The organism is Nocardia sp. CA-290969 (assembly GCF_050936135.1).
Classification (GTDB): Bacteria; Actinomycetota; Actinomycetes; order Mycobacteriales; family Mycobacteriaceae; genus Nocardia.
Map to the genome: position 1 here is coordinate 6,825,175 of NZ_JBNJNJ010000001.1, position 13,666 is coordinate 6,838,840.

At 68.7% G+C, this 13,666-nt stretch carries 11 protein-coding genes; 6 read left to right on the forward strand and 5 right to left on the reverse strand.

The window, feature by feature from the left end; translation table 11 throughout:
• Positions 1-113 precede the first annotated feature (113 nt).
• Positions 114-689: a TerD family protein gene (locus ACQEVO_RS31170; protein WP_432919994.1), complete on the reverse strand. Its 576-nt coding sequence runs from the start codon at positions 687-689 to the stop codon at positions 114-116.
• A 263-nt stretch (positions 690-952) separates the two neighbouring features.
• Here ACQEVO_RS31170 and ACQEVO_RS31175 point away from each other — a divergent pair, with 263 nt between their 5' ends.
• The 4 genes from ACQEVO_RS31175 to ACQEVO_RS31190 are packed head-to-tail and all read left to right on the forward strand — an operon-like array spanning position 953 to position 6,861.
• Positions 953-2,161: a hypothetical protein gene (locus tag ACQEVO_RS31175; RefSeq protein ID WP_432919995.1), complete on the forward strand. Its 1,209-nt coding sequence runs from the start codon at positions 953-955 to the stop codon at positions 2,159-2,161.
• A 12-nt stretch (positions 2,162-2,173) separates the two neighbouring features.
• A complete protein-coding gene (locus ACQEVO_RS31180; protein ID WP_432919996.1) occupies positions 2,174-3,388 on the forward strand; it encodes an HpcH/HpaI aldolase/citrate lyase family protein in 1,215 nt (404 codons plus the stop codon).
• Positions 3,389-3,390: 2 nt separating this feature from the next.
• Entirely contained in the window at positions 3,391-6,015 is a 2,625-nt protein-coding gene (locus tag ACQEVO_RS31185) for a phosphoribosyltransferase (RefSeq protein WP_432919997.1), read from the forward strand.
• Entirely contained in the window at positions 6,016-6,861 is an 846-nt protein-coding gene (locus ACQEVO_RS31190; RefSeq protein WP_432919998.1) for an HAD family hydrolase, read from the forward strand.
• A 189-nt stretch (positions 6,862-7,050) separates the two neighbouring features.
• On the opposite strand, the gene ACQEVO_RS31195 is transcribed toward ACQEVO_RS31190, so the two are convergent.
• The 4 genes from ACQEVO_RS31195 to ACQEVO_RS31210 all read right to left on the reverse strand — a co-directional run bounded on the left by ACQEVO_RS31195 (position 7,051) and on the right by ACQEVO_RS31210 (position 10,229).
• Positions 7,051-8,016 (reverse strand): DUF389 domain-containing protein, encoded by a 966-nt coding sequence (locus ACQEVO_RS31195; protein ID WP_432919999.1) that lies wholly within the window; start codon positions 8,014-8,016, stop codon positions 7,051-7,053.
• A 129-nt stretch (positions 8,017-8,145) separates the two neighbouring features.
• On the reverse strand, positions 8,146-8,886 hold the full coding sequence (locus ACQEVO_RS31200; RefSeq protein WP_432923206.1) for an AIM24 family protein: 741 nt from the start codon (positions 8,884-8,886) through the stop codon (positions 8,146-8,148).
• Positions 8,887-8,903: 17 nt separating this feature from the next.
• Positions 8,904-9,602, reverse strand: a complete 699-nt coding sequence (locus ACQEVO_RS31205) for an AIM24 family protein (protein WP_432920000.1) — start codon at positions 9,600-9,602, stop codon at positions 8,904-8,906.
• A 3-nt stretch (positions 9,603-9,605) separates the two neighbouring features.
• Complete coding sequence (locus ACQEVO_RS31210; protein WP_432920001.1) at positions 9,606-10,229, reverse strand: AIM24 family protein; 624 nt, start codon at positions 10,227-10,229, stop codon at positions 9,606-9,608.
• A gap of 439 nt (positions 10,230-10,668) precedes the next feature.
• Here ACQEVO_RS31210 and ACQEVO_RS31215 point away from each other — a divergent pair, with 439 nt between their 5' ends.
• On the forward strand, positions 10,669-11,994 hold the full coding sequence (locus ACQEVO_RS31215; RefSeq protein WP_432920002.1) for a TerD family protein: 1,326 nt from the start codon (positions 10,669-10,671) through the stop codon (positions 11,992-11,994).
• 23 nt (positions 11,995-12,017) lie between these two features.
• Positions 12,018-13,586 carry a TerD family protein gene (locus ACQEVO_RS31220; protein ID WP_432920003.1) on the forward strand — a complete coding sequence of 523 codons (1,569 nt, stop codon included), beginning with the start codon at positions 12,018-12,020 and terminating at the stop codon, positions 13,584-13,586.
• The last annotated feature ends 80 nt before the right edge of the window (positions 13,587-13,666 follow it).

Genomic DNA, 13,666 nt, shown 5'->3' on the forward strand with positions numbered 1-13,666 from the left:
AGCGTTACCGTCGACCGCCGTTTTGTCCAATTTGTCCCCTCCGCCTCGTTGGGGAGGCGTGAATGAGGGGGCCCGTTGCCGGACCCCCTCACGCTACCCGGAGGTGCGGATCGTCAGACGTTGACACCGTAGTCGCGGGCGATACCGGCCAGGCCGGACGCGTAGCCCTGCCCGATGGCGCGGAACTTCCATTCGGCGCCGTTGCGGTACAGCTCACCGAACACCATGGCGGTTTCGGTGGAGGCATCCTCGGAGAGGTCGTAGCGGGCCAGCTCTTCGCCGTTCGCGCGGTTCACGACGCGGATGTAGGCGTTGCGCACCTGGCCGAAGGACTGCGAGCGGCTGTCGGCCTCGTAGATGGAGACCGGGAAGAAGATGCTCTCGATGGCCGGCGGGGTGTTCGCCAGGTCGACGTTGATCACCTCGTCGTCGCCCTCGCCCTCACCGGTGGTGTTGTCGCCGACGTGTTCGATGGTGCCCTCGGGCGACTTCAGGTTGTTGAAGAACACGAAGTGCTGGTCGGACACGACCTTCTTGTCGGCTCCGGTGGCGATCGCGCTGGCGTCGAGGTCGAAGTCGGTGCCCGTGGTGGTGCGCACATCCCAGCCGAGGCCGACGGCGACCGCGGTGAGCCCCGGAGCCGCCTTGCTCAGCGAGACGTTGCCGCCCTTGGACAAACTGACACCCATGCGGGATTCCCTTTCGTAGTTGTCTGCGATTCCCAGCATGTCCGAAATCGCCGGGTACGGAAACGACAGTAGTGGTTTTCGGTGGAGTTGCGTAGCGTCATGCGTCCATTCGAGCCCGGAACCCCTCTTGCACCTGCGAGATCGGGCCGAGTCGATGGCGCCCGGGCGCGGGCCCTATATGGTGCGCTCCGCTACCGCCCCCCGGGCCTGGCGCGCTCAGGTGGCCGGGGCGTATCGGTCCGCGATCTCATACCATCGGGTCTGTGGCAGGCCGCAGGCGTGGATGGTTCCGGTCGGGGGAGGATCCCTGGTTCGAACAGGCACGGTCGGCGCTGACGACGGCGTTCCTGGATATGGACCGGCGGCAATCGGCCGCCGATGCGGCCACCATCGCCTCCGAGGAGATCTTTCCCGAACGGGAGCTGGGCCGGGGCTGGGCGCCGGTGCGGGAACAGTGCTACGCCGCCGGTGAGGCCTATCTCGCGCTGACCGCCGAAATCGAACAGGCCGAACAATCCGGGGGCCGGATTCCGGGACGGCAGGACCGGGCGGATGCCGTGGTTCGGCAACTCCAGGCGGCCGCACAGGAAGTGGACCGGTTCTATCACCGCGACCGCGCCCGGCTCGACGAGGCGGTGGCGGTGCACCGGACGGTGCCGGACCTGGTCGCGCAGGTGACCGCCGAGGCGGCGCGGGTCCGCGGGCAGGCCGCCGAATCCGAGTACGCCGCCTATCCGTCGGTGCGGGCCGCGGCCACCCGGGTGGATGAGGCAATGGTCACACTCGAGGTCGTACCGGCCGAGGAACGGGGCCGGGTGCGGGCGGTGGCGAACCAGTTGGGCGCGGCCACCACCGAGCTGTCGGAAGCGTTGGCGCAAGCCCCATCTCGGGAAGGCGCGGCCCGTAACGCCCTCGCCTCGGTCACCACCCGCATCGCGGCGGTACGTACCCGCGCCGAACGGCTGGGTCCGGCGTACTCTGCCTTGTTGCGCGAGTTCAATGCTGCGAGTTCGGCCGATCTGGCCGAGAATGAGCGCGCAAGCCAGCGTCATATCACCGCCGCGGAAGCCGCCCTAGCCGGAGCACGTGCCGCCGCGGCCGAGCACAACCCGGAGCCGGCCCTTGACCTGACCACGACTGCGCGCGGCCATCTCGCCGACGCCGAACAACTGGTGGATGCCGTCACCAAACGGCTGACCGAGTTGCGAGCGGTGCGCGACGATCCGCGTGAACGCGCCGAGGCCGTACGGTTCCGGCTCCGGGACGCGCAGATGCTCGCTGTTTCCCGGGGGTTGGTGGCCGAATGGGGTTCGGTACTCGACGCTCAGGTCGAGCGGCTCGACCGGGTCGCCGCGTCGCTCACCGGGCGGCACCCCGACTATTGGGCCTATGTGAACGAACTCGACACCATCACCGAATTCATTGCCGGTGTGGTGGAACGAATGCGCAGACAACCGGGACAACGAGGATGAGACGGGGGATCGATGACCGCAGGCATGGCCATCCGGCAGGAAGTTTCCCTGCACAAACGGGTACCACGCCGTCATTTCCGGCAGCTACAGGGTCCGGATGCCCGGGCCCTGTTCCATCGGCTGCCCGAACCGATCGACGACGACGCCGATCGGGAGCTGCTGGCGTTGGCGCTGGGCGCCACCCTGTACGTTCCGGCGACCCGGGATGACCTGACCGCGACGATCGTGCGACGTGCCGAGCGCGGTGTGTGTTCGATGGTGATCGACCTGGAGGACGCGGTCGCCGATCACGAGGTCGCCGCCGCCAAACAGCAGGCCGTGCGGACCCTCGAGGAGCTGGCGCGGCGCCGCGACCCGAACCCGCTGCTGTTCGTCCGGGTGCGTGACGCCGATACCGTGCCCGAACTGCTCGACCAGCTGGGTGCCGGCGCCGAGGTGCTCACCGGTTTCGTCTTTCCCAAGTTCGACAGCACGTCGGCACCGAAATACCTTGCCGCGCTGGCCACGGCGGTCGCCGCACGACCCGACCGGCCGCTCTACGGTATGCCGGTGCTGGAATCGGCGGCGCTGGTGCACCGGCAGACCCGGGATTCCGAACTCACCCAGATCGCGACGCTGCTCGCCGAGCATCGGGAACGCATCCTGGCGGTGCGGATCGGTGCGACCGATATGTGCGCCACCTTCGGTATCCGCCGTGACCGCGACCTCACCATCTACGACGTGCGGGTGATCGCCGATGTCATCGCCGATATCGTGAATTACCTGGGTCGCGCCGACGGAACGGGTTTCGTGATCACCGGACCGGTATGGGAGTACTTCGCCGACCACGAGCGCATGTTCCGCCCACTGCTGCGCACGGCGCCGTTCGAGGAATCCGATGCGGTGCCGTTCCGCAGCTATCTGGTGAGCCGCGATCTCGACGGCCTGCTGCGCGAGATAACCCTGGACCGCGCCAACGGTATCCACGGCAAAACGGTGATCCACCCGTCCCATGTGGCGGCGGTGCACGCGCTCTCGGTGGTGACGCACGAGGAGTACACCGATGCCCTGGACATTCTGCAGGTGGAGGTCGGCGGGGTCGCCGCTTCGGGCTATCGCAACAAGATGAACGAGATGCGGCCACACCGCAGCTGGGCCGTGCACACCCTCGCGCGCGCCCGCGTGTTCGGGGTCGCGAAGAAAGGGGTGTCCTTCGTGGACCTACTGTCAGCGCTGGTCACCGTATGAGCATGAGCGAGTCGGGGCCGCAGTACTGGGCTACTCGCACACTGGGGATCGAGCTGCGGCATCGCGAATACTTCCGGCACGGCGATCTTTCCGACGCGCTACCCCCGGCCCTCGCGGTCACCGATCTGCTGCAGCCCGGGTTGCGGAAGAATCCGCGGCGCGCGCATCTGCTGGTGTCCACCGTGCTCGGTAAACATCTGCCGACCGATCCGCTGGTGGTGCGAGATGCCGGTGACCGGCTCGGCGATCTGGTGCGTGCCGTGCTGGGCGAGCGGGACGCCGTCGTCCTCGGTTTCGCCGAGACCGCGACCGGCCTCGGGCATTGCGTCGCGACCCGGATCGAGGCCGCCTGTTATCTGCATTCCACCCGTCGCTCCGTACCGGGCGCGCGGACACTGACCGGTTTCGAGGAGGGGCATTCGCACGCCACCTCGCATCTGCTGCAGCCGATGCCCGGTGATGTGTTCACCGCCGGGTTACCGCTGGTGCTGGTGGACGACGAGATTTCCACCGGCAACACCGCGCTGGACGCGATCGCGTCGTTGCACGAATTCGCGCCACGCACTCACTATGTGCTGGCCACACTGGTCGATATGCGGACCGACGCCGATCGGGCCCGGTTCGCCGAGGTGGCCGCCGGGCTGGGTGCGCGCATCGATACCGTCTGCCTGGCCACGGGCAGTACCGTGCTGCCGGCGGATCTGGTCGGGAGGGTGCTGGACCTGCCGGAGGCCGAACTCAATCCGGTCGCGGAAGCGCGTGGCGGTACGGCGCGGCTCGAGCTGCCCTGGCCGGCGGATGTACCCGAGGGGGGCCGGCACGGCTTCCTGCGCACCGACCGAGCGGCGTTCGAACAGGCCGGCGCGGGGGTCGCGAAAATCCTGCGGGACCAGCTGATCACCGAATACGCCGGGCGCCCGGTGATCGTGCTCGCCCACGAGGAACTGATGTATCTGCCGCTGTGCCTGGCGGTGTCGCTGGCCGAATACGGGATCGCGGTGCGATACCAGACCACCACCCGCTCACCGGCTTACGTCCTGGACGAGCCCGGTTATCCGCTGCGGCGCGGGTTCCGGTTCCATGCCCCCGAACCCGGCGAGGAGCAGCCGCGATTCCTGTACAACGCGTGCTGGCCCGGCGACGACACCGCCGATCCGGTGCTGGTTTTCGTAGTCGACACGCCGGGCGACAGCGCGCTGCTGCACGCGCCCGGCGGGCTGGTGGATGTACTGACCGCCGCGGGTTCGGATGTGCTGGTAGCGGTTCTTCCCGGTGCCGATCCGAGCGTTCTCGAGGCCACCCGGACCGGTGTCGATAACCGGTCGGCGTCTCCCACTGCGGCGGGACCGGAACTGGTGCCGGCACGGCACGGGGCGGTTGTGGCCGAGCCGACGGGTGCGGCTGTGGTCGAGCGGACCGGGACGGCCGTGGCGGCGCCGAGCCGGGCGGCAGCGGCCGAGCCGACCGGGACAACCGTTTCCGGGCTGCCTGGTGCAGCCGGTGGTCCCCGGCCGCTGTACGGGCCCGATTTCGGCTCCTACGCACCGGAGGATGTGGCGTGGTTGCTGAAGGATCTGTCCGGCGCCGAACTGGAGGCCGATCTCGCCTATCGCGAAGAGCGGATCCAGGCGGGGATCGCGCACTACGCCGAATCGCTGCCCATCGAGTACCAGCCCGACGCCGCCTATCGTGAGCTGTTCGACCGGGTGCTCGCCGACAGCGCGCAGCGGCTGGCTCTCGCGGTGGGGACCGTCGCCGAACTGGTCGTCGCCGAACGCGGTACCGGGATCGTGCTGGCCTCACTGGCCCGGGCGGGTACGCCGATCGGCATCCTGATCCGCCGCTGGCTCGCCACCGGCCACGGGTCCCGGCCCGGACTGGATATCCCGCACTACGCGGTCTCGATCGTGCGCGACCGCGGAATCGACGCGGTGGCCCTGGACTATCTGGCCGGGCAGCACGACCCCGCCGCGGTGGTGTTCGTCGACGGCTGGACCGGTAAAGGCGCGATCGCCAAGGAACTCACCGCGGCACTGGACGCCTACCACGCGGCCGGCGGTGCCCGATTCGACGACGACCTCGCCGTACTCGCCGACCCCGGCCACTGTGCGCGCACCTACGGCACCCGCGACGATTTCCTGATCGCCTCGGCCTGCCTCAACTCCACCGTCTCCGGGCTGGTGTCGCGCACCGTGCTGAACCGTGACCTGATCGGCCCGCACGATTTCCACGGCGCGAAGTTCTATGCCGATCTCGCCGCCGACGATGTGTCCGGCCGGCTCGTCGACACCGTCACCGCGGCCTTCGATGCGGTCCGCGATCAGGTGACCGCGCAGGTCGCGCAGTTGCGCACCACCGACCGCACCCCGACCTGGGCGGGTTGGGCGTCGGTGGAGCGGGTGCGCGCCGAATACGGCATCGAAAGCGTGAACTTCGTGAAACCGGGGGTCGGCGAGACCACCCGCGTACTGCTGCGGCGAGTGCCGTGGCGGGTGCTGGTGCGCGCGGCCGACGCCCCCGAGCACGCGCATATCCGGCTGCTGGCGCAGGCCCGCGGCGTGCCGGTGGAGGTCGTACCGGACCTGGCCTATTCGTGTATGGGTTTGATCAAGGATGTGCGGCGTTAGATGGCTTCCCCGAAACCGGTGCTGATCGCGACCGACCTGGATCGCACGATGATCTACTCGCGCAACGCCTTCGCGGCCGCCGCGCCCGAGACGGTCTGCGTGGAACATCTCGACGGTGCCCCACTGTCGTATATGACCGTCACCGCCGCGGCCGCGATGACCGAACTCGCGGCGGCGGCCGCCGTACTGCCCACCACCACCCGCACCATCGCGCAGTTCGACCGGATTCGCTTCCCCGGTGCGCCGTGGCCGTTCGCGGTGACCAGTAACGGCGGAAACATCCTGGTGGACGGCGTACCCGATGCGCAGTGGCGGCGAACGGTCGATATCGCCGTCCGGGCCGGCGGCGCCACCCTCGCCGAGATCGGGGCCGCGCTCCGCAACCGGATCGACGATTCCTGGGTGCTGAAATACCGCGAGGCCGATGATCTGTTCTGCTACCTGGTGGTGGATCTTGCCCGCACGCCACATGATTTCCTGGCCGAATGGGACAGTTGGTGCAGGCCGCGCGGCTGGTCGGCCTCGCGGCAGGGTCGCAAGATCTACACCATGCCCACGGCGGTGTGCAAGAGCCGGGCCGTGGCCGAGGTCCGGGCACGGCTCGTCGCGACCGGTCGCCTCGATCCGGTGGCACCGACACTCGCCGCCGGCGACGGGGCACTGGACGCGGAAATGCTGAGGGCCGCCGACCGGGGGATCCGGCCGCGCCACGGTGAACTCGAAGAACTCGGCTGGACCCGCCCCGGTATCGAAATCACCTCCGCCACCGGAATCCTGGCGGGGGAGGAGATCATCGACTGGTTCACCGCCGCGGTGCCGGGACGCGTCGCCGAACCCACCGGTTAGCCCTGTGCGGGGAGTCCGGCGGACCGTGCGGTTCGGTTCCACGGTCACCCGCGCCGCCGAACTCGGTGGTAACGGCGCCGGGTCACCAGGCCGGGCAGGCCGGTAGTTGGCCGATCGCGGGCCCGGAGCGTCCGCACCGAGACGAGGTCGAGGGCGACGGGCGGGCGGCCCGGCCCCGCGAGTCCGGGCTCAGAGCATACGGCGGCGTGCCCGCTCGACGGTTCGCGCCCGCCGCAACGAGATTCGAGACCAGACGAGGTTCTGCAATGCCAGCGTCGCCCAGCCGGCCAGCGCCATTCCGGCCAGGTTCACCACCAGTTGCAGCACGCTGCCCCAGATCGCCGACCCGGCGCCGAACGCGAGACCCAGCGCGATATTCCCGGCCGCGGGCACGGTGGTGACCGAAATGAATACGCCCACCAGTGCACCCGCTTTGGCCGAGGTGAGCGAGAGCACCCCGGCGGCCGCGGCGATCAGTGCCACCACGAACGACCATTTGTCCGGTGTGTAGATGAACGCCGTCTCCGGGCGTTCGCCGGTGACCACGTCGACGGTGATCCAGCCGAGCCCGCGCGCAACCAGGGCGGCGAGGAAGGCGAGGAAGATGGCCGCCGCGAAACCCGTCAGCAAGGTGGCGATCGCGCGGCCGAGCAAGGCCCCCCGGCGGCGCACCAGCGCGACACCCAGCGCGGCGATCGCGCCGAACTCCGGGCCCAGCACCATGGCCCCGATCACCAGGACCTGCGAATCGACCACGATCGCGATACTCGCGAGCACCGTGGCCAGTGTCATGAAACTCAGGTAGGTCCAGTTGAGTTCGGTTTCCTCATAGGAGCGCTGGGTCACGTCCGCCCAGACCACCGAGTCGGCGCTGTAGCCCGGGGTCCGCATCTCGGCCAGATATCCCGACAGCGACATCCAGGTGCGCACCGGTTCGAGTTCGATACTGCCGTGGTGGTGCAGGCCCGTGGCCCGGAGTTTCTCGACGATATCGTTGGCGGCTTCCCGCGCCAGATCGGCCAGGATCAGGTCGCCGGGGGGTCGTAGCGCGCTTCCGCGCAGGACGGCCAAACCGCTGACCGCGTCGTCGGCTTCGAGGATGCTCAGCACGTCGTCGGTGAGTTCGGCCGGCGTCATCACCCGCAGATGCAGCATGGGCCAAGTCTGCCCGGGCGGCGGTCCTTTTCCTACACGGACGAATCGGACACGGCGGCATGGCGTGTCTATCGGCCCACCGATCGGCACCGACCCACTCGGTCGATGCCTGGGGCGGCGGCCTGCCGGTCAGTACCCCTGCTGACCCTGCAGTTGCTGCGCGATCACACCCTGCAAGCGCTGCAGGCCGGGCACCGTGATCCCGCTCTGCAACTGCCCTTCGATCGTGCGGATCACAGCGTGGTCGCTGAGTACCTTCTCGCTCGACTGGATCAGCACCGTACCGGCGCCGGTGAAATCGAACTGCCGCTCCTCCCCGGAATTCACGCCGAACGCCGCCGCGCCCGCCGCCAGGAAGCCCGACACCCAGCGCTGGTCGTAATGATGGCTCGGCGACGGGCAATCGGCCCAGCCCACCAGGGATTCCGGGTCCACCCGCAACGGTGGTTCGGCGAAGATCACCGGCCCGTTCGAGGACGCCAGGAACTTCCCGGTACCGATCAGGGTGAGGAAACCGGGCACGATCGACTGGTTCAGCGACAGCCCCGGTTCGAATGCCAGCAGGTTCGCCGCCCGGATGGTGAGGTTGCCGTCGTCGAGATCGTAGGAGTTGATGTCGTAGCCGCGATCGCCGATCAGCAGTTTGCCCTGCCCCTCGGCTACCACGTAGTCGCCGGTGAACAGCGGGGCGGAGAACTGGTTCGCCACCATGTGCAGCAGCTGGCCCTGCAATCCGTGGGTGAGCATCTGGAATCGCATCTGGCCGTAGTAGGCGATCATCGCGCCCTTGCGCATGAACCAGGGTTTCACCAGGTCGATGCAGTAGGCGTAGCTGTTGCCGGGGATATTGTCGCTCTCGCCCAGCGTCATCGGGCTGAGGATCTCGCTCACAGTTTCTCCTCCGAGGCCTGGACGTAGATGATGCCCTGGCCGGCGCACTGCAATTGCATCGCCTCGCCGGATCCGCGCCCGACCGCGTCGCGCCAGCTCATCGCCGTCTTCAACTCGGTCTGCACGTTGCCGTAGGAGGCGATGAACGCCTGTGGATCCACCACCACCGGATTCGGCCCGCCGACCTGCAGTTCGAGATAGCCGCCGTGGGCGAGTAGTACCGCACTGCCGTGCCCGGAGATCTGCGTGGTGAACATGCCCTGGCCGGTGAGCGCACCGGAGGCCGCGCCACGTAACGCGCCCATGAGACCGCCCCCGCCGCCGCCCCCACCGGAACTCATCACCGAGACCACCGAGGTTTGCAGTCCGGCGGTGTAGGCGAGCAAGCGGGAGGCTTCCACCTGCAGCATGGCACCCGGTTGTACCGGCACCACCTGGACTTCCAGTCCGGCGAACCCGTAGTGGACCTGCCCGGTGCCCTGGGCGAGCATGGTGCGCTGGTGTTCCCCGGCCATCATCCGGCCCGCCATCCGCACCAGCCCGCCGCCACCGCCCATCCCGCCGCCGCCCGGTATCTCGTGCGGTGCGAAGGACACATCGCCGGTGTAGAAGAGCATGCCGCCGGCCCGGGCGACCACACCGCCCGCCGCGCCGACGTCGACCTTGACGACCTTGGAGTTGATTTTCTCGAACATGTCCTACCGTTCCGCCGGCTGGATCGAGACCACGCCCTGACCGTCCCACCGCAGCGAGAAGGCTTCGCCACCGTCCTGTCCCAGCACCGACCGCCAGGAGACATCGGTGACGAACGACTGGTTGAGGTTGCCGCGCGCCGCGACGAACGCGTCCGGGTCCACCACCAGCGGGAACTGCGGGGAGACCTCGAGGTGGATGAGCGGCCCGCCCGCCGAGAGCAAGGCGACCTGCCCCTGACCGCTCACGGTCGTGGTGAAAAGCCCCTGCCCGCTGGACGCGCCGCGCACACCCGCGAAACGCACATCGGTGCGCAGGTTTCCGGCGAAGGCCAGCAGCTGCTGCGATTCGACCTGCAGGGTTTCGTTGTTCAGGTTGACCACCGAGACGTACTGCCCGTTGACCGCCAGGAAAACCCGGCCCTGACCACCGCATTCCATCAGCGACAGCTTCTCGCCCGTGGCCCGGCGCTTCATCCCGGCCAGTACGCCCTCGCCACCGCCGAACCCGGCGGATTTGAACTGTACGGCGCCCTCGTAGGCGACCATCGAACCGGAGATCGCGCGAATACTCGAGTTCGCGAGATGAGCCTCGACTACCTTCTTCGACTGTTCGAAGAGTTGTGCCATAGAGAATTCGCCTGTCGTCGTGCTATCGGGAGGCCCCGAGCGCCGAACCGGCAGCGCTCATCCGTCGCCGCCACCTTAATCGCCCCAGGTCGATCCCGTCCATCGGTCCCCGACACAGACAGAACGTGACAGCGTCGGCGCCGAGTTCAGCGCGGCCTTGGCCTTCCCCGACCGGAACCGAACGCGACCACGGCGGCGCCGAGTCTTACGAGGCCCTGAGAGGTTTTGGCCCGTCCCTGCTGTCAGTGCTCGATGCGACGCGGCGCAGCCGCGAGTGTCGAGCGCTGACAGCAGGGACTTAGGGGGGCCAAAACCCGCGGCGCCGCAGGCGCCGCAAATAAACACAGCGGCCGAAACCACGTGCCGCCGGAGGCGGCACCAACAAACACAGCTTCTCGTAGAGTGGCATGCACACGCACCGACAAGCGAAGGGTCTGACTTGTCCGCAACACTCGCCAAGGGCCAGAACGGTCCACTGGCCACCAACGATGTGGTGATTTCGATTCAATTGGCCGCCCCGGCCGATCTGTCCGCACTATTGGTCACCGAGCAGGGCAAGGTTCGGTCCGACGCCGATTTCGTGTTCTACAACCAGCCCAGTGGTCCCGGCGTCAACCTGCGTCCGGGTCCGGCCGGCCAGCCGGCTTCGCTGGCGGTGAACCTCGCCGCGGTACCCGCCGATATCGCGCAGGTGCGGGCCGTGATCACCCTCGACGATCCGAACGCGAATTTCGGGCGGTTCGCGCCGCCGGTCGCCTATGTCTCCGATCCGTCCGGTACCCAGCTGTTCGAGTACCGGATCGATGGCCTGGCATCCGAGTCGATCGTGATCGCGCTCGAACTGTATCGCCGGCAGGGTGCCTGGAAGGTGCGCGCGGTCGGTCAGGGTTATGCCGGTGGTTTCGCCGCGCTCGTCACCGATCACGGTGTGACAGTGGATGATTCACCCGCGCAGACGCAGTCCGCGCCGCCCCCGCCCCCCGCACCGCCCGCGCCGGCTCCGCAGTCCGCGCCGGTGCCGCCGCCCACTCAGCAGGCCTACCCCGCGCAGCAGCCGCCCACCGCTCCCTACCCGCCGCAGGGTGGTGGGTATCCGCCGCCGCCCGGTCCGGGTTATCAGCCGGGTGCTCCCGCGCCCGCCCCGGTTCCGGCGCCGCCGGCGAACGAGATCAGCCTGAGCAAGACGGGCCCGGTGAGCCTGCAGAAGGGCCAGCGGGTCAGCCTCCGTAAGGAAGACGGTGCGGCGCTCACCTTCGTCAAGATGGGCCTGGGCTGGGATCCGGTGCAGCAGCGGGGAATGTTCGGCAGCCGCACCGTGGATATCGATCTGGACGCCTCGGTGGTGCTGTTCGCGGATATGAACCCCGTCGATGTCGCCTACTACGGCCAGCTCACCTCCAAAGACGGTTCGGTTCGCCATCAGGGTGACAACCTCACCGGTGAAGGCGCCGGCGACGACGAGGTGATCCTCGTCGATCTCACGCGTATACCGGCGCACGTCAACAGCCTGGTCTTCATCGTGACCTCCTACAAGGGCCATACTTTCGGCCAGGTGCAGAACGCCTTCTGCCGGTTGATCGACGGCGCGAACAACGCCGAACTGGCGCGCTATTCGCTCACCGGCGGGACCCCGACCACCGCGATGGCGATGGCGAAACTGTTCCGCGCGGGCGCCGATTGGAAGATGCAGGCCATCGGTGAAGGTTTCAACGCGAAACATCCCGGCGAGGCGATCCCCCAGTTGGGCCGATTCCTCGGGGCGTGAGCGACGGAAACGGGGGACGGGATATGAAGCAGATGCAAGCGGGCCAGAACATCGCGCTCGACGGCGGGCCGGCCCGCTTCCAGGTGAACGCGGCGGTACCGCCGACGCTTTCGGCGCTGGTGGTGGCCGCGGACCTCCGAGTGGCCTCGGCCGCGGACGTGCTGGTCACCGAGCGGCCGGCGGGTCCGGGTGTGCGGCTCGAGGGAGCGGCCGTGGTCGTCACGCCCGCCGAGGTACGGGCCGACGCCCAGGCGGTGCTGCTGATCGCCTCGGCGGCCGCCGGCCCCGGCACGGTCACCGCGATGCTGTCCGAAAACGATGCGCCGGTAGCGGAATTCGTCATCACACCGCAATCGGGGGAAACCGCGCTGATCTGCTTCGAGCTGTACCGGCGCGGCCCCGGCTGGAAGCTGCGGGCGCTGGGGCAGGGGTACGCGGGCGGGCTCACCGAACTGCTGCGGGCCCACGGCGCGCAGGATTACGCGCCCGTCGCGCCTGCGGATTACGTGCCCGCGGCGCCGACGGTCGTGTCCGCCACGGCCACTGTGGCGGACACAACGGTTCCCGTCGCGCCGACGGCGCAGGCCGACATTCCGCCCCTCGAAGTGGGCCACGGGCTGGAGCGGTTGTGGATGATCTTCGAGGACGCCGCGCGTTCGGCCGCGGCCCTGGAATCATCGCGCAGCTATGCCGCTGACCGGCTCGACCAGGAACTCTCCGCGGCGGTCTCGGACCCGGCGACCCGCAACACTCCCGCCGCCGACGCGGCACGCACGGCCGCGCAACGCCGCTACGACGAACTCACCGCCGCGGCAGAAGACAGGCACCGCGGCGACAGCGCCCAACTGCAACGGGAACTCGCCGAGGCGGATGCGGTGCTGCCCGCGGCGCTGGCGTCCTGGAACTCCCCGGCCTGGGATCGCCCGGCCATCCCGTCGGACGGAATCCGGCTCGGCGAGCTCTACGCGCCGGAACGCGGCGGGCTGCGCATTCCGTACTGTGTGCCGGTTCCGCTGAACCGGCCGCTGTGGGTCGATTCCGAATCCTCCGCGGCGGTGGCGCCGGTGATCGGGGCGCTGCTGGCCCGGTTGCTGCGGGCCGCGCCGGGACGCCGCACGGTGGTCGACATCATCGACCTCACCGGGGCGTTCGCCGGTTTCACGGGCATGCTGGCGCCGGTGCTGGCCGGGCCGCCGATCACCGATCACACCGATATCTCGGCGCGGCTACAGCAGTTGGTGGATTCCGCCGAACTCGCCGAGATGGCCTACAACTCGGGGCAGGGCGTTCCGCCGGCCGAACACCGGATCCTGCTGGCGGCGGATTTCCCGCACGGCTATCAGTCCACGGACGCGCAACGCTTGGTCGCGTTGCTGACCCGCGGCGATCTGATCGGATTGTCGACGGTGATCGTCGGTGCGAACGAATCGGAGTCGCACGACAGCACGGTGGCGGCACTCTCCCGCGCCTGCCGCCATCTGCCGACACTCACCGGAACGCCGCTGTTCGATCCGTGGACGAACAACGCCTGGCAACTCGACCTGGACCTGCTCCCCCAGGAGCCGGAACAACGAGCCCGCATCCTGCGCTGAATTTTTGGCGCCGACTCCGTCGGCGCGGGGGTTCGGCCCCCCTTGGTCCCTGCGTTCAGCCCCGCGATACTCGCGCCTGC

What these genes read in the sequence shown, in the direction of transcription:
- ACQEVO_RS31170 (WP_432919994.1), bottom strand. Translation starts at nt 689, where the DNA reads ATGGGTGTCAGTTTGTCCAAGGGCGGCAACGTCTCGCTGAGCAAGGCG.
- ACQEVO_RS31180 (WP_432919996.1), top strand. Translation starts at nt 2,174, where the DNA reads ATGACCGCAGGCATGGCCATCCGGCAGGAAGTTTCCCTGCACAAACGG.
- ACQEVO_RS31185 (WP_432919997.1), top strand. Translation starts at nt 3,391, where the DNA reads ATGAGCGAGTCGGGGCCGCAGTACTGGGCTACTCGCACACTGGGGATC.
- ACQEVO_RS31190 (WP_432919998.1), top strand. Translation starts at nt 6,016, where the DNA reads ATGGCTTCCCCGAAACCGGTGCTGATCGCGACCGACCTGGATCGCACG.
- ACQEVO_RS31195 (WP_432919999.1), bottom strand. Translation starts at nt 8,016, where the DNA reads ATGCTGCATCTGCGGGTGATGACGCCGGCCGAACTCACCGACGACGTG.
- ACQEVO_RS31200 (WP_432923206.1), bottom strand. Translation starts at nt 8,886, where the DNA reads ATGACGCTGGGCGAGAGCGACAATATCCCCGGCAACAGCTACGCCTAC.
- ACQEVO_RS31205 (WP_432920000.1), bottom strand. Translation starts at nt 9,602, where the DNA reads ATGTTCGAGAAAATCAACTCCAAGGTCGTCAAGGTCGACGTCGGCGCG.
- ACQEVO_RS31210 (WP_432920001.1), bottom strand. Translation starts at nt 10,229, where the DNA reads ATGGCACAACTCTTCGAACAGTCGAAGAAGGTAGTCGAGGCTCATCTC.
- ACQEVO_RS31220 (WP_432920003.1), top strand. Translation starts at nt 12,018, where the DNA reads ATGAAGCAGATGCAAGCGGGCCAGAACATCGCGCTCGACGGCGGGCCG.